The organism is Dyella sp. S184 (assembly GCF_009766065.1).
Lineage (GTDB): Bacteria > Pseudomonadota > Gammaproteobacteria > Xanthomonadales > Rhodanobacteraceae > Rhodanobacter.
Genome location: NZ_LMUE01000002.1, coordinates 581,962 through 599,463, shown reverse-complemented (window position 1 = coordinate 599,463; position 17,502 = coordinate 581,962). Strand labels below are relative to the sequence as shown.

At 64.8% G+C, this 17,502-nt stretch carries 20 protein-coding genes and 1 riboswitch; of the genes, 14 read left to right on the top strand and 6 right to left on the bottom strand.

The genetic code is table 11. The features are described 5' to 3' along the window. The first annotated feature begins 71 nt into the window (after nucleotides 1-71). Nucleotides 72-953 carry a DUF817 domain-containing protein gene (locus GSQ75_RS02605; RefSeq protein WP_158752961.1) on the top strand — a complete coding sequence of 294 codons (882 nt, stop codon included), beginning with the start codon at nucleotides 72-74 and terminating at the stop codon, nucleotides 951-953. 40 nt (nucleotides 954-993) lie between these two features. Here GSQ75_RS02605 and GSQ75_RS02600 read toward each other — a convergent pair whose 3' ends face one another. The 4 genes from GSQ75_RS02600 to GSQ75_RS02585 form a co-directional block, all read right to left on the bottom strand. Further along, nucleotides 994-2,073 carry a hypothetical protein gene (locus GSQ75_RS02600; RefSeq protein WP_158752960.1) on the bottom strand — a complete coding sequence of 360 codons (1,080 nt, stop codon included), beginning with the start codon at nucleotides 2,071-2,073 and terminating at the stop codon, nucleotides 994-996. Nucleotides 2,074-2,157: 84 nt separating this feature from the next. Then, nucleotides 2,158-2,775 (bottom strand): TetR family transcriptional regulator, encoded by a 618-nt coding sequence (locus GSQ75_RS02595; protein ID WP_158752959.1) that lies wholly within the window; start codon nucleotides 2,773-2,775, stop codon nucleotides 2,158-2,160. Further along, nucleotides 2,772-3,692: an NmrA family NAD(P)-binding protein gene (locus GSQ75_RS02590; RefSeq protein WP_254058415.1), complete on the bottom strand. Its 921-nt coding sequence runs from the start codon at nucleotides 3,690-3,692 to the stop codon at nucleotides 2,772-2,774. The genes GSQ75_RS02595 and GSQ75_RS02590 overlap by 4 nt, the downstream gene beginning before the upstream one ends. 40 nt (nucleotides 3,693-3,732) lie before the next feature. After that, the gene (locus GSQ75_RS02585; RefSeq protein WP_158752958.1) at nucleotides 3,733-4,737 is read right to left on the bottom strand and encodes an aldo/keto reductase; all 1,005 of its coding nucleotides are present in this window, start codon (nucleotides 4,735-4,737) and stop codon (nucleotides 3,733-3,735) included. Nucleotides 4,738-4,922: 185 nt separating this feature from the next. Between GSQ75_RS02585 and glyA the strand changes: the two genes are divergently transcribed. The 13 genes from glyA (at nucleotide 4,923) to GSQ75_RS02520 (ending at nucleotide 15,205) form a co-directional block, all read left to right on the top strand. Further along, nucleotides 4,923-6,176, top strand: coding sequence for a serine hydroxymethyltransferase (glyA, locus tag GSQ75_RS02580; protein WP_158752957.1), 1,254 nt, complete (start codon nucleotides 4,923-4,925; stop codon nucleotides 6,174-6,176). A gap of 10 nt (nucleotides 6,177-6,186) precedes the next feature. Then, nucleotides 6,187-6,885: a CTP synthase gene (locus tag GSQ75_RS02575; RefSeq protein ID WP_158752956.1), complete on the top strand. Its 699-nt coding sequence runs from the start codon at nucleotides 6,187-6,189 to the stop codon at nucleotides 6,883-6,885. Nucleotides 6,886-6,887: 2 nt separating this feature from the next. Continuing rightward, the gene (nrdR, locus tag GSQ75_RS02570; protein ID WP_077446368.1) at nucleotides 6,888-7,397 is read left to right on the top strand and encodes a transcriptional regulator NrdR; all 510 of its coding nucleotides are present in this window, start codon (nucleotides 6,888-6,890) and stop codon (nucleotides 7,395-7,397) included. Nucleotides 7,398-7,447: 50 nt separating this feature from the next. Beyond that, nucleotides 7,448-7,756 carry an MmcQ/YjbR family DNA-binding protein gene (locus GSQ75_RS02565; protein ID WP_158752955.1) on the top strand — a complete coding sequence of 103 codons (309 nt, stop codon included), beginning with the start codon at nucleotides 7,448-7,450 and terminating at the stop codon, nucleotides 7,754-7,756. Next, entirely contained in the window at nucleotides 7,753-8,850 is a 1,098-nt protein-coding gene (gene ribD, locus GSQ75_RS02560; RefSeq protein WP_254058414.1) for a bifunctional diaminohydroxyphosphoribosylaminopyrimidine deaminase/5-amino-6-(5-phosphoribosylamino)uracil reductase RibD, read from the top strand. The genes GSQ75_RS02565 and ribD overlap by 4 nt, the downstream gene beginning before the upstream one ends. A gap of 106 nt (nucleotides 8,851-8,956) precedes the next feature. Continuing rightward, a riboswitch (FMN riboswitch) is annotated at nucleotides 8,957-9,150 on the top strand. Nucleotides 9,151-9,283: 133 nt separating this feature from the next. After that, the gene (locus tag GSQ75_RS02555) at nucleotides 9,284-9,943 is read left to right on the top strand and encodes a riboflavin synthase (protein ID WP_158752954.1); all 660 of its coding nucleotides are present in this window, start codon (nucleotides 9,284-9,286) and stop codon (nucleotides 9,941-9,943) included. A gap of 105 nt (nucleotides 9,944-10,048) precedes the next feature. Then, nucleotides 10,049-11,140, top strand: a complete 1,092-nt coding sequence (gene ribBA, locus GSQ75_RS02550) for a bifunctional 3,4-dihydroxy-2-butanone-4-phosphate synthase/GTP cyclohydrolase II (RefSeq protein ID WP_158752953.1) — start codon at nucleotides 10,049-10,051, stop codon at nucleotides 11,138-11,140. Between the two features lie 80 nt (nucleotides 11,141-11,220). Continuing rightward, a complete protein-coding gene (ldcA, locus tag GSQ75_RS02545; RefSeq protein ID WP_158752952.1) occupies nucleotides 11,221-12,189 on the top strand; it encodes a muramoyltetrapeptide carboxypeptidase in 969 nt (322 codons plus the stop codon). A gap of 44 nt (nucleotides 12,190-12,233) precedes the next feature. Next, nucleotides 12,234-12,695 (top strand): 6,7-dimethyl-8-ribityllumazine synthase, encoded by a 462-nt coding sequence (ribE, locus tag GSQ75_RS02540; protein WP_158752951.1) that lies wholly within the window; start codon nucleotides 12,234-12,236, stop codon nucleotides 12,693-12,695. Further along, complete coding sequence (gene nusB / locus GSQ75_RS02535; protein WP_077515976.1) at nucleotides 12,695-13,141, top strand: transcription antitermination factor NusB; 447 nt, start codon at nucleotides 12,695-12,697, stop codon at nucleotides 13,139-13,141. The genes ribE and nusB overlap by 1 nt, the downstream gene beginning before the upstream one ends. An 11-nt stretch (nucleotides 13,142-13,152) precedes the next feature. Continuing rightward, entirely contained in the window at nucleotides 13,153-13,689 is a 537-nt protein-coding gene (locus GSQ75_RS02530; RefSeq protein WP_254058413.1) for a GNAT family N-acetyltransferase, read from the top strand. A 26-nt stretch (nucleotides 13,690-13,715) separates the two neighbouring features. Further along, complete coding sequence (gene thiL, locus GSQ75_RS02525; protein WP_158752949.1) at nucleotides 13,716-14,684, top strand: thiamine-phosphate kinase; 969 nt, start codon at nucleotides 13,716-13,718, stop codon at nucleotides 14,682-14,684. Continuing rightward, nucleotides 14,681-15,205 carry a phosphatidylglycerophosphatase A gene (locus GSQ75_RS02520; protein ID WP_158752948.1) on the top strand — a complete coding sequence of 175 codons (525 nt, stop codon included), beginning with the start codon at nucleotides 14,681-14,683 and terminating at the stop codon, nucleotides 15,203-15,205. Before thiL ends, GSQ75_RS02520 begins: the two co-directional genes overlap by 4 nt. Nucleotides 15,206-15,247: 42 nt before the next feature. Here GSQ75_RS02520 and GSQ75_RS02515 read toward each other — a convergent pair whose 3' ends face one another. Then, nucleotides 15,248-16,276 carry an alpha/beta hydrolase gene (locus GSQ75_RS02515; protein WP_254058412.1) on the bottom strand — a complete coding sequence of 343 codons (1,029 nt, stop codon included), beginning with the start codon at nucleotides 16,274-16,276 and terminating at the stop codon, nucleotides 15,248-15,250. Between the two features lie 169 nt (nucleotides 16,277-16,445). Next, a complete protein-coding gene (locus GSQ75_RS02510; protein ID WP_158752947.1) occupies nucleotides 16,446-17,441 on the bottom strand; it encodes an NAD-dependent epimerase/dehydratase family protein in 996 nt (331 codons plus the stop codon). Nucleotides 17,442-17,502 lie beyond the last annotated feature (61 nt).

Here is a 17,502-nt window from a genome sequence, read left to right as displayed (position 1 = left end):
CGCCACTTTTGGCTCGCGGTTGGTCAGCCACAGCCGCCAGAGTGCCCATGCCATATGCATGGAGCCGGACAATGGAATTCTTCAGCCCTCTGACCTGGCCCGGCATCATCCGGCAACTGGATGATCGCGCCGCGGCCTGGACCCGCTTGCGTGGCGGTCATGCCGTGGCATTGCACGAGCTCATCTGTTTCGGCGCGAAGCAGGCCTCCGCTTGCCTGTTCGGTGGCTGCATGGTGGGTCTGCTGTGGCTTACCTGGATGTTTTATCCAAGCGGGGTCGTGCTGGCCCGCTACGACTTCCTGACGCTGGCGGCGTTGGCGATCCAGATCATGTTGATCGCCGCCCGGCTGGAAAGCCGCGAAGAAGCTGGGGTGATCCTGCTATTCCATCTGGTCGGCACTGCGATGGAAGTATTCAAGACGTCGATGGGCTCGTGGATCTATCCGGAGCCATCATTGCTGCGCATTGGCGGCGTGCCGTTGTTCAGCGGCTTCATGTATGCCTCGGTGGGCAGCTATATCGCGCGTGCCTGGCGGTTGTTCGACTTCCGCTTCACCCGACACCCTTCTTCCGTGGCGACGTTGGGACTGGCCGCGGCGATCTATGCGAATTTTTTCACTCATCATTTCTTGCCCGATGCGCGGCCTTTGTTGTTCGCCGCCGTGCTGCTGCTGTTCGGACGTACCTGGATCCATTTCCGCATCCGCCAGGCGCACCGGCGCATGCCCTTGCTGCTCGGATTCGTGCTGGTGGCAGCGTTCATCTGGATCGCCGAAAACGTGGGTACTTTTTCGGCGGCCTGGCGCTACCCGTCGCAGCGTAACGGCTGGAGCATGGTGCCGCCGTCCAAGCTCGGTGCCTGGTTGCTGCTGATGATCGTGAGCTATGCCCTGGTCCATGCTGTGGCGGGGCGTCGCCGATCCGGCCTCGAGCCGCCTTCCGGCGCCGGTTAATTTCCTGCGGCTCGCCGTATGCCGCGGGCATGGCTTTCGCTCAAGGCGTCTGCACGTCCAGCGTCTTGCGGAAAAATGCCAGCGCATCGGCCTGGATCTGCGCATGCACTGCCACGCGGTCGACGCCGGGAGGGTCGCTGCAGATGACCGGTGCGCCTTTCGTCAGCTCGGGCGAACACGGGCTGAGGAATACCCAATGATCCGCCTTCGGTACGACCCTGACGCCCACCAGCGCGGGGATCAGCGGGCGCAGGTGCGCGGCATTTTCCGGCGGTGGGAGTACGTGGTCGTCCTGTCCGTAGTAAAGGAACACCGGCCGGTCGATGGTCGCAGCGCCGGCCCGGTCGAAGACCAGGCCCAGCGGTGCCATCACGAAGGCCGCCTTGACGCGCGGGTCGGCGGTATTTCCCCAGCGGCTCAGGCTGTGCTGCAGCGCCGCCGCATACTGCTCGATGGTCTGGCCGTGGCTGGTGGCCTCGGCGGTGAGCTGCTTCAGGTTGCCGCAGTTGTCCCGGTCGTCCGGATGGCGATGGCAGTAGTCGAGGACGCGCTGGAACTGCGGCACCCCACCCACCACCAGCAGGCTTGTGTAGCCGCCCGCCGAGAAGCCGGCGACGCCGATGCGGTTCGCGTCGATCAGGCTTTTCCAGCGTGGGTCCGCCAGCAGGGTACTGATCGTGGCCTTCACCTGGATCGGCCGGCCGACCAGGACCGAGGCATGCCCGACGCCGCTGGTGTCGTGGAAATTGTCTTTGGGATGTTCGAGCGTGGCGACGACGAAGCCATGGCTCGCCAGGTAAGTCGCCAGGTCGTGGTGGCCCAGATCGGAACCGCCATTGCCATGCGAAATCACCACCAATGGCTTGGCGCCGGGAATGGCCGGCGCGCCGCGGCTGGCGGCGACGTGGTAGGGGCCGACGTCCGTCGTGCCTGTAGCCTGGGTCGATGGATAGAACACGTAGCCGGGCATCGAGCCGCCGCCGACCGGATCGTGGATGTGGATTGACTGGAACCCGACGCCGGGGACGGTTCCGGCGAGGAGGGCAAAGGGCAGGAGAAGCAGGGGCAGTGCGAGCCAGCGCCAGCGACGGCGGGTGGGGCGCGAATTAGCCAGCGTCATGCGGTCACCTCCTCGAAGATGGATCGCGTCAGCCACCCGTTGGACGGCCGCATAGAGCCGGCATCATAGCGACTGCGTCGAAACTCAGGCAGTCGGTTTGCGACGCTTGGCTGGCGCTGGCGCCAGGGCCAGGCCTGCCAGCAGCAGATCGAGCAGTTGCGCGAATGCTGCGTCCTCGCCTGGGCCGCTCCACAGGTGGGCCATGCCGGGATAGTGGAAGCGCGAGGTGGCGTCGAAGATCGCCAACGCGGTAGCCCTGGCATCGACCTTGCGAAAGTCGCCGCTGGCTACGCCCGCGGCGATGATCGAGGTGATCTGCTGCTGGAGGTGTTCGACGTGCTCGCCAATGACCTCGCGCGCATCGGCGGCCAGCGCACCGTAAGTGGCAAATAATTCGGGGTCGCCCAGCACCTTGTCGCGCTTGATCTCGCGCAGCGCGCCCAGCCACTGGCGCAGTCGCGCAGGCGCGGCCGCGCGGCTGGTGGCGATCGCCTGCAACGGCGCGGTGACCCGCTCCAGCCATCCGCGCAACACGGCATCGCGCAACGCGACCTTGCTGGCGAAATGGCGGTATACGCTGCCGTGGCTGACCCCCAATGCCTGCGCTACGTCGACCACGGTGGCCTTGCCAGGGCCGTAGCGGCGCAACACATCCTCGGCGGCGGCGAGAATGCGTTCAGGGGTCAGTGCGGAGTCGTTCATGCCACGGATTCAACCACGCCGCGGCTGGCGTTGACGAGTTCGTCGACCACGTAGCCCAGCGGGATATGGCCGTGCTTGTGCTCCACCGCGCCGCCTTCGAAGCCGATCCAGCCACTGTTGAAGCCATCCAGCATGGCGATGCGCGGACCCGTACGACCGGCCGGCATGCCTTCGGCCTCGAAGCGCGCCGCCCATTGCGCGCGCGGCAACGCGGTCGCCTCGACATCACGCTCGAACACCGCGGCCAGCGCCTGTGCCATGTCGAGCGGGCTGTAACGCCGCGGGCCTTCCAGCTCGATCACCCGACGACCACGCCATGTCTCGATGAGCGTGGTTGCGATGGTGCGGCCGATGTCGTCGGTGGCGACCATTGGTATCGCGCGATCGAGCGGGTGCAGGCAGCTGACGAGGCGTCCCTCGCGCTGCGCCAGTGCCACGTCCCAGCGCAGGTTTTCCATGAACCACGCGGCGCGCACATGCGCGTGTGGCATGGGCAGCGCGTCGAGTGCCTCCTCCAGCAGGTGCAGTTGGGTAATAAGGCCAAGATCACGCGGGTGCTGGGCGCCGACCGAAGACAGTGCGACGATCTTGGGCGGTTGCGCCCGGCGCAAGGCGGTGGTCAGTGTTTGCAGCAGGGCGCGCGACTCGGCGAAATCGGGGCTGGGCGCGAAGTTGGCCGGCAGCATGGCAAACACGCCGCCGACGTTACTGAATGCAGCAGCCAGTGCGCCCGCATCGGACCAGTCGGCAATGGCAACTTCAGCGCCCTGTGCTTCCCAAGCCGCCGCCTTCGCCCTGTCGCGCACGATCGCGCGGACGTGCTGGCCGCGGTCCAGCAGGTGCCTGGCGACGGCGCTGCCGACCTGGCCGCTGATGCCCATGATTGCGTACATGTCTTGTGATGCCATGACGTGCATGTGATGTTCCTCGGGTGGTGACGGAAAGGGTAGGCGTGCTTCAGCGCGCGTCGCGCTCGCTGTCGAGCATCGCCATCTGTGCGGCGGCGTAGCGGTCGCCCGCAGCAGAGCCGGGCGGCATGGCACGCTCGATCGCGGCGAGGTCGTCTGTGTCGAGCGTTACCTGCAGCGCGCCCAGCGCTTCGTTCAGGCGTTCGCGGCTGCGCGCGCCTACCAGCGGCACGATGTCTTCGCCGCGCGCCAGCACCCAGGCGATCGCGAGCTGGGCCACGCTGACGCCACGAGCCTCGGCCAGCCCACGCAGCACGTCGACCAGCTGCAGGTTGTGTTCCAGGTTCTCGCCCTGGAAGCGAGGTGAGTGCGTGCGGAAATCGCCGGCATGGGTGGAGCGTTCCTTCGACCAGTGGCCGCTGATCAGGCCGCGTGAGAGAACGCCATAGGCAGTGACGCCGATGCCCAATTCGCGGCAAGCGGGCAGGATGGTGTCCTCGATGCCGCGCGAGATCAGCGAGTACTCGATCTGCAGGTCGGCCACCGGCATGACAGCATGAGCGCGGCGGATGGTCGCGGCGCCCACCTCGGACAGGCCGAGCTGTCGCACGTAACCGGCCTGCACCAGTTCGGAGATGGCGCCGACGGTGTCCTCGATCGGTACGTTGGGATCGAGACGGGCCGGGCGATACACGTCGATGTAGTCAGTGCGCAGGCGCTTGAGCGTGTAGGCCAGCGCAGTCTTCGCCGCGGCGGGGCGGGCGTCGTAACCCAGCCATGCACCGTCCGGACCGCGTTGGGCGCCGAACTTCACGCTGAGCTGGTAGCTGTCGCGCGGCCGCCCGGCCAGCGCGTCGCCAAGCAGCATTTCGTTGTGACCCATGCCGTAGAAGTCGCCGGTATCGAGCAGGGTGATGCCCGCGTCGAATGCGGCGTGCACGGTGGCGATGCTTTCATTGCGATCGCTGATGCCATACATGTCCGACATGGCCATGCAGCCGAGGCCGAGGGCGGAAACGCGCGGGCCGTTGCGGCCAAGGGTGCGGTGCTTCATCGAAGTCGTCCTGGGGTGTGGGCCGGGGTGCGGGAGTCGACATACTAGAAATTGGAATGACAGATTTCAAATTATGTCATTCAATAATGACCGAGATTGCCGCCCTGGGTCGTGCCGGTGGCCGCAAACACCCGCCGGCGCTACACTTTCCGGCTCCATCCCGCTTGTTACCCGCAGAGGCCCGAATGTTTCCGAAGAACTGCACGATCGCCGGTTATGACGATGAACTGGCCAAGGCCATCGCCGATGAAGGTCAGCGCCAGGAAGACCACGTCGAACTGATTGCTTCGGAAAACTACGCCAGCCCGCGCGTGATGGAAGCGCAGGGTTCCAAGCTGACCAACAAGTACGCCGAGGGTTATCCGGGCAAGCGCTACTACGGTGGCTGCGAGTACGTCGACATCGCCGAGAAGCTGGCGATCGAGCGCCTGAAGCAGCTGTTTGGCGCCACCTACGCAAATGTGCAGCCGCATTCCGGCTCGCAGGCGAACCAGGCGGTGTACTTCGCGCTGCTCAATCCGGGCGACACGATCCTCGGCATGAGCCTCGCCCATGGCGGCCATCTCACCCACGGCGCCAAGGTCAATATCTCGGGCAAGCTGTTCAACGCGGTGCAGTACGGTGTCGATGCCGATGGCCTGATCGACTATGACGAGGTGCAGCGCCTCGCTACGGAGCACAAGCCGAAGATGCTGGTCGGCGGCTTCAGCGCGTACTCGCAGGTGGTCGACTGGGCGCGCATGCGCCAGATCGCCGATTCGGTCGGCGCGCTGTTCTTCGTCGACATGGCGCACGTCGCCGGTCTGATCGCCGCCGGCGTGTACCCGAACCCGCTGCCGCATGCGCACGTAGTCACCTCGACCACCCACAAGACCCTGCGCGGTCCGCGCGGCGGCATCATCGTGGCCAAGGACGCGGGCGAAGAGATCGAGAAGAAGCTGCAGTCGATCGTATTCCCTGGCATCCAGGGTGGCCCGCTGATGCACGTGATCGCCGCCAAGGCGGTGGCGTTCAAGGAAGCGCTCGAGCCCGAGTTCAAGGCTTACCAGACCCAGGTGGCGAAGAACGCCAAGGCGATGGCCAAGACCTTCATCGAGCGCGGCTACAAGATCGTCTCCGGTGGCACCGAAAACCACCTGATGCTGGTCGACATGATCGGCAAAGACGTCACCGGCAAGGACGCGGAAGAAGCGCTGGGCAAGGCGCATATCACGGTCAACAAGAACGCCGTGCCGAACGACCCGCGCAAGCCCTTCGTCACCTCCGGCCTGCGCGTGGGTACCCCGGCCGTCACCACTCGCGGCTACCAGGAAGCGGACTGCATCGAGCTGACGAACTGGATCTGCGACGTGCTGGATGCGCCGGGCGACGAAGCGGTGATCGCCAAGGTGCGCGCGAACGTCACGGCGCAGTGCAAGAAGTACCCGGTGTACGGCTGAGCCCACCGGCATGCATGCCTTGCAGATCGGACTGATCGGTGATCGCAATGATGATGTGGTCGCCCATCGCGCCATCCCGCTGGCCTTGGGGATGGCGGCCGATGCCTGTGGTGTGGAGATCGAGCCGGTCTGGGTGTCGACCGAGCAGGTGGGTGATGGTGCCGCGCTGGCCGAGTTCGATGGCATCTGGTGCGTGCCGGCCAGCCCGTATCGCAGCATGGAAGGCGCGCTCACCGCGATCCAAGTGGCACGCGAGCGGCACGTTCCGTTCCTGGGCACCTGCGGCGGCTTCCAGCATGCGGTGATCGAATACGCACGCAATGTGCTGGGCTGGATCGACGCCGAGCACGCTGAAACGGCACCGCAGGCACAGCGTCAGGTGATCGTGCCGCTGTTGTGCTCGCTGGTCGAGGTCACCGATGCGGTGCAGCTCGTCGCCGGTTCACGGCTGGCGCAAGCCTATGGAGCAACCTCGATCGTCGAGGGTTATCACTGCAACTACGGTTTGAGTCCGGATTTCCGCCAGGCACTAGCCAGTGGCCCGCTGCGTATCAACGCGGTGGACGATGCCGACGACGTACGCGGCATCGAACTGGATGACCATCCCTTCTTCATCGCCACCCTCTTCCAGCACGAGCGTGGCGCGTTGCAGGGCCGATTGCCGCCGCTGGTGCGTGCTTTCGTGCAGACGATGATCGACACTTACTGAGCATGCATTGCCCCTTCTGCCAGCACGAAGACACTCGCGTGATCGATTCGCGATTGACCGAGGATGGCAGCACCGTGCGTCGTCGGCGCGAGTGTCCGCAGTGCAGCGAGCGCTTCAACACGTTCGAGACGGCCGAGCTGAAGCTGCCGACGATCGTCAAGAGTGGCGAGCGGCGCGAGACGTTCGACGAGCGCAAGCTGCGCGTGAGTTTCGAACGCGCACTGCAGAAGCGGCCGGTGCCCAGCCATGATGTCGACAGTGCGGTGCGCACCATCATCAACGACCTGCGTCGCAGCGGCGAACGCGAAATATCGTCGCGCCAGCTCGGCGAGCTGGTGATGCGCGAGCTGAAGAACCTCGACCAGGTTGCCTATGTGCGCTTCGCCTCGGTCTACCGCAAATTCGAGGACGTGCACGCCTTCCGCGAGGAGATCGAGAAGCTGGAGCGCGACCTGCCGGGGCTGGACGAGATGCAGTTGCCGCTGCTGGGTGGCGGCAGGCGCGACAAGTGAGCGTAGGCTGACTTTGCATGGTGACGCTGGATCGCTTCCGCGAACTTGCCATGCAGCTGCCGCAGGCGGAGGAGGTCGATCACTTCGGCACGCCATCGTTCCGTGTGCGCGGCAAGATCTTCGCGCAGTTTTCCCGTCGCGATGATCGCGTCATTCTCAAGTTTTCCCTCGACGAACTCGACGTGCTGCGCATGTCGGCCGACGATCTGTTCGAACCCGATCCGAGCTGGGGCAAACATGGCTGGACGCATGTGCGCATTGCCGGGATGGAAGAGGTGTGGGTGAATCAGTTATTGCGGGATGCATGGCGGCGTGTCACACCTAAGAAGCTTCACATCGCGCTGGAATCCGACACATGAACGCGCCAGCCTTCTTGGCCATTGACCACGCACACATGGCGCACGCGCTGCGGCTGGCCGAGCGTGGCCTGTTCACAACGCAACCGAATCCGCGCGTAGGCTGCGTGATTGCGCATGGCGCCGATGTCGTCGGCACCGGCTGGCATCAGCGCGCGGGCGAGCCGCATGCGGAAGTGTTCGCGCTGCGCGAGGCCGGCACGCATGCGCACGGCGCGACCGCCTACGTGACACTGGAGCCGTGCGCGCATCACGGCCGCACACCGCCGTGCGCGGATGCGCTGATCGCTGCGGGGGTGGCACGCGTGGTGATCGCCGCGGAGGATCCGTTCCCGCAGGTCGACGGACGTGGCATTGGCAAACTGCGTGCGGCCGGTATCACGGTCGATTCGGGCCTTATGCGCGAAGCCTCACGTGAACTCAATATCGGTTTCTTCAGCCGGATCGAGTACAGCCGTCCGTTTGTGCGGGTGAAATTGGCGATAAGCCTGGATGGCCGCACCGCGCTGGCGAACGGCACATCGACATGGATCACTGGCGAAGCGGCACGCGCCGACGTGCAGCGCTGGCGCGCGCGCGGCTCAGCGATCCTCAGCGGCATCGGCACGGTATTGGCCGACGACCCGCGGTTGACGGTGCGCTTGCCGTCTGGCGAGGCATTCACCCCGCCGCTGCGGGTGGTGCTGGATCGCCAGCTGCGCACGCCAGCCGGCAGCCACGTGCTGGACGGTGCGGCGCCGAGTCTGCTGCTGCATGCGGCAAAGGTTGCACCGGATCATCGTTTCGAGCTGGTTGAGCATGCGGTTGTGCCGGAGCAGGGCGAAGCGCTCGATCTTGCTGCCGTACTCGCCCTGCTGGCCGGGCGCGGTTGTAACGAAGTGCATGTCGAAGCCGGCCCGACCCTGTGCGGCGCGTTGTTCATGGCCGGCTTGGTTGACGAGCTACTGCTCTATGTCGCGCCTGTGCTACTGGGCGACCGTGCGCGCTCGCTGCTGCAGCTGCCCACGCTTACCGACATGGCCGAGCGCTGGCAGCTGCGCCCGGTCGAGCAGCGTCAGGTCGGCAATGACTGGCGCCTGCGCCTGCGCCCGTTCTGAGCGCTGACTGTGCGTGGTGGCGAACACTGCATTCGCCGCTGCTGCAGGAGACGGTGCCGTGGCGGTGTTAGACTGCGTTAGTCGGCCCAGCCGGCAAAAACTCACATAGCGTCTTCAGGGCGGGGCGAAACTCCCCACCGGCGGTAGGTTGAAGGGTTCACCCCCTACAACAAGCCCGCGAGCGCCTTGGCCCGGTCCATGATGGATCAGCCAAGGGTCAGCAGATCCGGTCAGATGCCGGAGCCGACGGTTGGAAGCTGGCGACAGTTTCCTCACAGTCCGGATAAAGAGAAGACGGTCGGATGCGTGGCTTCGCGGCTGCGCGTCGGCCTCATGCCTTAGGGCGTTTTTCGCTTGTTGTCCAACGCGGGAAACGTTTCATGAAATCGATCCTGTTCATGCGGAACATCGCCCTCCTGCAGGAGGTGAGCTGATGTTCACCGGCATCATCCAGTCCGTTGGTCGCATCGCGCGGCTCGAGCCGCGCACCGGGAAAGGTGCAAGTGGCGGCGACGTGCGGCTGGCCGTCGATACGGCCGACCTTGATCTCACCGATGTTCAACTCGGCGATTCGATCGCCGTGTCCGGCGTCTGCCTCACCGCGGTCACGCTGGAGCCGCGTGGTTTCAGCGCGGATGTCTCCAACGAGACGCTGTCGCTGACCTCGCTGGGCAAGCTGAAGGCTGGTGACCCGGTGAACCTGGAGAAGGCGCTGCGCCTGGCTGATCGTCTCGGTGGCCATCTGGTGTCGGGTCATGTCGACGGTCTCGGCAAGGTGGTGTCGATCACCCCGGACGGCCGCTCGCAGCGCTGGACGTTCGAGGTGCCTGCGTCGATCTCACGCTATATCGCGGCGAAGGGCTCGGTCTGCATCGACGGCACCAGCCTCACCGTCAACGAAGTTGCGGGTCATCGCTTCGGCGTCAACCTGATTCCGCATACGGTCGAGCACACTGCGTTCCATGTGCGCCGCGTCGGTGATGCGGTGAATATCGAGGTGGATGTGGTGGCGCGCTATATCGAACGGCTGCTGTCCAGCGGCGAGACGCCGCGGCTGGACGAGGCATTTCTCAAGCAGCACGGATTTGCCTGATTCAGAAGTAAATTTAGAGGAGTGAGAAGTGAGTAAGAGCAGAAATCTGCTCTCCGCTTTCTCTCACGCCTCACTCCTCTCAACTATTTTTCCGGCCACATGCCCATGCCATTCAACACCATTCCCGAAATTCTCGAAGACATCCGCGCCGGTCGCATGGTGGTGATCCTCGACGACGAGGATCGCGAGAACGAGGGTGATCTGATCATGGCCGCACAGATGGTGCGGCCGGAAGACATCAACTTCATGGTGCGCGAGGCGCGCGGACTGGTCTGCCTCACGCTGACCGAGCAGCGCACGCGTCAGCTGGGGCTGCGCCCGATGGTCAGCGATAATACTTCGGCTTACCACACCAATTTTACCGTCTCGATCGAGGCCGCCGAGGGTGTCACCACCGGCATCTCGGCGCACGATCGCGCACGCACGATCCAGGTCGCGGTGAAGGCTGAAGCGAAGCCGCAGGATCTGTCCCAACCCGGGCACATCTTTCCGCTCACCGCGCAGCCGGGTGGTGTGCTGACCCGTGCCGGGCACACCGAAGCCGGTTGCGATCTGGCCGCGCTGGCCGGGCTGGAGCCGGCGGCGGTGCTGATCGAGGTGCTGCACGAGGATGGCTCAATGGCGCGCCGCCCTGAGCTCGAAATCTTTGCGGCGAAACATGGCCTGAAGATCGGCTCGATCGCCGACCTGATCCGCTATCGGCTGGAAACCGAGAAGACCGTGCAGCGCGTGCACGAGGAACAGGTGGAAACCGAGTTCGGCCCGTTCCGCCTGATCGCCTATCGCGACGCGATCCGCCATGGCCTGCATTACGCGCTGGTGCGCGGCAAGGTGAATGATGGTGCGCCGGTGCTGTCGCGCGTGCATGTGCGCAACACGCTGTCCGACGTGCTGCACCTCAAGCGCGATGACCTCGGCCTCACCGTGACCTCGGCGCTGCGCCGGATCGCTGACGAGGATCGCGGCGTGCTGCTGGTGCTGTCCGGCGAGGATACGTCGGAAGCCTTGCTGGCCCGGTTGAATCGCCAGCCCAGCACGCAGGCGCCGGAAGAGGTGCAGCAACAGGAATGGCGCCAACTCGGTCTCGGAGCGCAGATGCTGGCCGACCTGGGCGTGCACAAGCTGCGCGTGCTGGGTACGCCGCGCAAACTGGTGGGTCTGGCCGGGTTTGATCTGGAAGTGGTCGAGTACGTGTAGCCTCCTGTCGAACATGGTCTTGCCACGACCAAGCCACTACGGCCATCCATACTCAAGCTTTCCCATTATTGACGACGCCCATGTCCGATATCGCCATTCGCCTGATCGCTCCATCCGGCTACCCGCACGACCGCGCCGCGATGGCGCGCGGCGTCGAACGGCTGCAGGTAGCCGGTTGTGAAGTGAGTGGACTCGATGTGCTCGAACGCACCGAGCTGCGTTACGCCGGTGGTGACGTACAGCGTGTCGCCGACCTCAATGCACTGGCGACCTGTGAACAGCTGCCGGATATTGCGTTGTCGATCCGCGGCGGTTACGGCGCCACGCGGCTGCTGGAGTACATCGATTACGCCGCCTTGCATGAGCGCCTCATCGGCACGAATACCGTGCTGGTCGGTCATAGCGATTTCACGGCGCTGCAGATGGCGTTGCATGCACGGAGTGGGCTGATCACGTTCGGCGGCCCGATGCTGGGGCCGGACTTCGGTGCCACAGCCTTCAGCAATTTCACCTGGCAGCATTTCTGGCAAACAGTCACCGCGCCGCAGGCCACGGCGAGCTGGAACACGGGTGGCGAGACCGAGCTGGATGTCGAAGGGCCACTATGGGGCGGCAACCTCGCGATGCTGTGCAGCCTGCTTGGCACACCGTATTTTCCCGGCATCAATGGTCGCGGGATCGACGGCGGCATCCTGTTCGTCGAGGACGTCGGCGAACCGCCGTACCGGATCGAGCGGCTGCTGTACCAGCTGCACCTGTCCGGCGTGCTGGATCGGCAGCGCGCCCTGCTGCTGGGCGACTTCAGCGCGTGCCGGCCCAGTACCTATGACAACGGTTACGACCTCAGCGCCGGGTTTGCCCAGATCGGCCGGCTGACGCGCGTGCCGGTGATCGCCAACCTGCCGTTCGGCCACGAGCCGGACAAGTTCACCTTGCCGTTCGGTGTACCGGCACGGCTGCGTGTATCCGGTGGCCAGGCGCGACTGGATTTCGCTGGTTATCCCCATTTCGACCGACCGGTGCCGGCCAGTCCGCTCGAAAACCCGTAAAATGGCTGGCCCGCATGGGCTTATGCCCACAGGAACTGCAATCCATGAAGATCATCGAAGGCGATTTCGCCACGCCGAAAGGCCGTTTTGCCATCGTTGCTGGCCGTTTCAACGGCTTCGTCGTCGAGCCGCTGGTGGCTGGCGCACGTGATGTGCTGGTACGCCATGGCGTGAAGGACGACGCGATCGATCTGATCCGCGTGCCGGGCGCGTGGGAGATCGCGCTGGCCGCACACAAGCTGGCGAACTCCGGCAAGTACGCCGCGGTGATCGCGCTGGGCGCGGTGATTCGCGGTTCCACGCCGCACTTCGACTATGTCGCCGGCGAGTGCGCCAAGGGCCTGGCCCAGGCCGCGTACAGCTCCGGCGTGCCGGTGGCATTTGGCGTGCTGACCACCGACAGCATCGAGCAGGCGATCGAGCGCTCAGGCACCAAGGCCGGCAACAAGGGTGCCGACGCAGCGATCGCCGCGCTGGAAATGGTCAATCTGTACGGGAAGCTGTGATGAACCAGCGTCCGGAAGGCATCGACCTCGCCGCGCGTTCGCGCGCCCGTCGCCGCGCACTGCAGGCGCTGTATGCGTGGCAGATGAGTGGCAGCCACATGAATGCGGTGATCGATCAGTTCCGTCACGAGCAGGACATGGAAGTGGCCGACCTCGAGTACTTCGAGGATCTGCTGCACGGCGTGGAGACCAACGTCGACGCACTTGATGCGTGCCTGCGCCCGCATATCGACCGTGAGGTGGCGCAGATCGATCCGATCGAACGCGCCGCACTGCGCTTGGCCACGTATGAATTGAAGTTTCGCCCGGACGTGCCGTACCGGGTGGTGATCAACGAGGCGATCGAGGTCACCAAGCGTTTCGGCGCCGACCATGGCCACAGCTACGTCAACGGCGTGCTGGACAAGCTCGCTGCCGAGTTGCGTACTGTCGAGAAGCGGGGCTGATGACGGCGGCCATGGCAGGAGTGCCGTCGGCCGGACTGGTGCCGGTGCTCGAAACCGAACGGCTGCGGCTGCGTGCACACCGCGCGGAAGATCATGCTGCCTGTACGGCGATCTGGTCCGATCCCGAGGTCGTCCGGTACATCGGCGGTCGCCCGTTCACGGCCGAGGAAGTGTGGAAGCGCCTTCTGCAGTACGTCGGGCTGTGGAGTCTGCTCGGTTACGGCTACTGGGCGGTCGAGGAAAAGCACAGCGGCCGTTACATCGGCGATATCGGCTTTGCCGATTTCAAGCGCGACATGCAGCCGTCGCTGGAGGGCATGCTGGAATTCGGCTGGGTGCTGGCGCCGCAGGCGCACGGCAACGGCTATGCGAGCGAGGCGGTGGCGGCGATCACGGCCTGGAGCCAGGCGCATCGCCCCGAGCTGCGCGTGGTATGCATCATCTCGCCCGAGAATCTGCCCTCGATCCGGGTCGCCGAGAAAGCCGGATTTCGGCTGTGGCAGCAGACGGTCTACCACGACAGTCCCACCCTCGTTTTTACGCGCTAGCCAGCATCTCATCGGGCGATCCGTTGATGGAATTCGATCTGATTGAACTGATCCGCCGTCACACGGCGCAGCCGCGCGACGATGTGCGGCTGGGTATCGGCGACGATGCTGCGGTACTCGCGGTGCCTGCTGGACAGGAGCTGGCGGTGGCGATCGATACCCTGGTCGATGGCGTGCATTTTCCGCATGGCACGGCTGCGGCTGATATCGGCTGGAAAGCGCTCGCAGTGAACCTGTCCGATCTGGCCGCGATGGGCGCGAGCCCGGCCTGGGCGCTGCTGGCGCTGACGCTGCCGACGCCCGATGTCGCCTTCGTCGAAGGCTTTGCCGAAGGCTTCGCCCGACTGGCACAGCCGCACCGGCTTGCCCTGGTCGGCGGCGACACCACCCGCGGCCCCCTCTGCATCAGCGTGGCCGTGCACGGCTTTGTGCCGCCGGGCAAGGCACTCACGCGTGCGGGTGCGCGCGCTGGTGATGCAGTGCTGGTCACTGGCACATTGGGCGATGCTGCGGCCGGGCTGCACGCCCTGCAGCATCCCTGGCGCGATGACGACCCGCGCAGCAATCTGCGCGAGTTTCTGATCGAACGGCTCAATCGGCCCGTGCCGCGACTCACCGCTGGTGCTGCGTTGCGCGGACAGGCGAGCGCCTGCGCCGACATTTCCGATGGCCTGCTCGCCGATCTCGGCCATATCTGCACAGCCAGTGGCGTTGGTGCGGAAATCGAGGCGGCGCTGTTGCCACGCTCTTCGGCGTTGCTGGGCCTGCACGATGAGGCGGCGGCGCTGCACTTCGCACTCAGCGGCGGTGACGATTACGAGTTGTGTTTTACCGTGCCGGCGCAACGGCTGGTCGATGTGCAGTCGGATCTCTCGCGACTCGGCTGTGGCGTGACGCGGATCGGTCGCATCGTGGAAGGCGCCGGTGTGCGTGTGCGTGGCGCAGATAGTGAATGGATGAAGATGGATCGATCAGGTTGGGAGCATTTCGCTTGAGCGCCAAGAAGACCCTCAGCGCTGAACAACGTCGCGCCTTGCTGGCCACGCCCGCGGGCTGGCTGGCCTGCGGTTTCGGTTCGGGGCTGACGCCGGTGGCGCAGGGCACGTTCGGCTCTTTGGCAGCGCTGCTGCCATGGCTGCTGCTGCGCGAGTTGCAGCTCCCGATTTATCTGCTCGTGCTGCTGTTCGGTTTTGCCATCGGTGTGTGGGCGTGCAACGTGGCCGGGCGTGCGGTCGGCGTCGATGATCACCGCAGCCTGGTGTGGGACGAATTCATCGGCCAGTGGATTGCACTGATCCCGCTGATGCTGCCCGCGCTGCTGCCGGCCAACGGATTCGCGTGGTGGATGCTGCTGACCGGCTTCGTGCTGTTTCGCCTGTTCGACGTGTGGAAACCGTGGCCGATCAGCTGGCTGGACCGGCATCTCAAGGGTGGCATAGGCGTGATGGTCGACGACGTGGTCGCCGGTGTCTTTGCCGCTGTCGTGCTGGGCCTCACCCTGTCGTGGACACACTGAGGCGCATCGACTTTTTGTGATGTGCGTAGCGTCCTTGGCCTCTTATCTGGTGGTCGCTGTCCCTGTCTGCTGCAGCACCTTGATGACGGCCTCGGCGACCACCTGCGGTTGGTCCAACTGGATATCGTGGGAGGTGTTGTCCACCGACAGTCGTTCACCGCGTGTAGACGTGGCAACGATCTTCGCCTGGGTCAGGTTGCGGGCAACCTCCAGTGACTTGCGCACCGCCTGGGGAGCATCGGCGTAAGTGTTGGCTGCGGTCAGCACGACCAAGGGCAGCGAACCGTGCTTTTCATCGGGTGATACGGGTTGGCCGAACACCACCTCATTGTCTTGCAGCTCGGACAACAAGCTGCGCCAGAACGCCGGCTTGGACTTGTAGTCAGCGGTCGCGGCATTGACCTTGTCGCTGGCGAGCGGATTGCCACCGGCCACACAGCTTCTGAGTTCGGGTGGCGGTGACGTCAGAGCATGCTTCTCGGCGCTGGCCTCGCATTGACGGATGAAATCGAAGCGCCGCGCGTTCATGGCAGTTTCGTCCTTGGCCCAGCTGGGCGCGAACGCGGCGATGTTTTGCGCGGGCGGATCAATCAGTACCAGGCCACTGACGTCCGCCGGATACTGCTGGGCATAGCGGCGAGCGATATTGCTGCCCAGCGAGTGACCCACCAGGACCAGAGGCGTCTTCAGGCCCGCGTGGTGTACGAGGTTATGCAGGTCGGATACATCGGCGTCGAGATCGCGTGGTAGGGGGCCGGCGCTGCTGAAACCGTAACCGGCCCGATCGTATGAACACACTTTGGCGGAAGCCGCTAGCAGCGGTTGCAATCGGAACCAGGTGATCGAGTCGGTATGCGAGCCGGCCTCCAGCATCACCGTCTGCGGGCCACTGCCGGCGCAGCGAAGATTGAGCTGGCGCCCGTGGGCGAGCCTCACCAGTGTGCCTGGCTGCGCGTAGCTGTCGGGGATGCGCTGCGGAGGCGTCACGTCACCAGCGGCAGTCATCGAAACGATACTGGCCAATGCTGCGAACATGGCAGCACGACATGCGCTCCAGGACTTTCTGTTCAAGATCGTTCTCCCCTTGGTGGGCCCAGCTTGGCGAGAGCTACCGGGCATACGGTGTGAATCGACTCGAAAGTTCGTGGAAAGTTCTCGGTATGGGCGTAACGGGGGGTGACGTGGTCGCCGGCATTTTTGCGGCGATCACATTGGCGCGGTAGCTGCTGGATTGAAAATATCAGGATACGACATGGATCCGCTTCGCCTCGTGCGGAGCATCGGAGAGAGGCAGGCAGCGCAGTCCGCGCAGGGTCGTCTCGATGGCCGGGTCCAGTTCCGTATGCGGCTCGCTACCGAGCAGCTTGACCAGCTTGCGATTGTCCAGCTGCAACGGCTGCTGCCACAGATAGCGCATTTCACGCAATTCGCGGAATAGCGTCATGAACGGCGCGGCGAGTGTCGCCAGCCACCACGGGAAGGCGCGCATGGGTAGCTTCGGATTGTCCGCGACGCGGCGGATGGCATCGGCCATGGTGTTGCCATTTACCCAGTGGCCACCAAAGTGGAACCGCTCGAACACGGCCAGTTCGCTCTCGCGTTCCAGCAGGCGCGCCACGGTTTCGCCGACGTCGGGAAGGTAGGCCCAGGCATGGGGCAGCTCGCGCTGGCCTGGATAGCTCACCGAACGCACCGGTTGCCCCGGCTTCACTATCGCCGCAAACCAGTTGTTGCCGGCTTGTGGGCCGAAGAAGTCACCACAGCGCAGGATCAACGAGTGCACGCCATCTTTCGCCGCCTGTTCCAGGCGACGCTCCATCTCCACTCGGATCGCACCCTTGCGTGTAAGCGGCTGTTGCGGCGAGGTTTCGCCTAGCAGCGGCAGCGCGTCCGGTCCGTAGTTGTAGACGGTGCCAGGCAGCACGATGCGCGCGCCGGCTGCCCGTGCGGCTGCGATCGTGTTGTCGAGCATAGGCAGTACCAGTTGCTTCCAGTTGCGGTAGCCCGGCGGATTGACCGCGTGGACGATGACGTCGACGCCACGCGCTGCGCGGGCCACGTCGGTGGCGTTCATGGCGTCACCGGCGAGCCATTCGATATCCGCTGACAGTTGTGGCCTGGCGGTATCGCGAACCAGTCCGCGCACCATCCAGCCACGACGCAGCAGCGCCGCGGCTATCTCGCCACCGGCACCGCCGGTGGCGCCGAGTATCAGAGCCTTGCGTGATGTGTTCATGCCGTTCTCGTGCTGATGAAGATGGCTCAAGCATGGGCGTGGCATGAGCGAAAGAAAATCC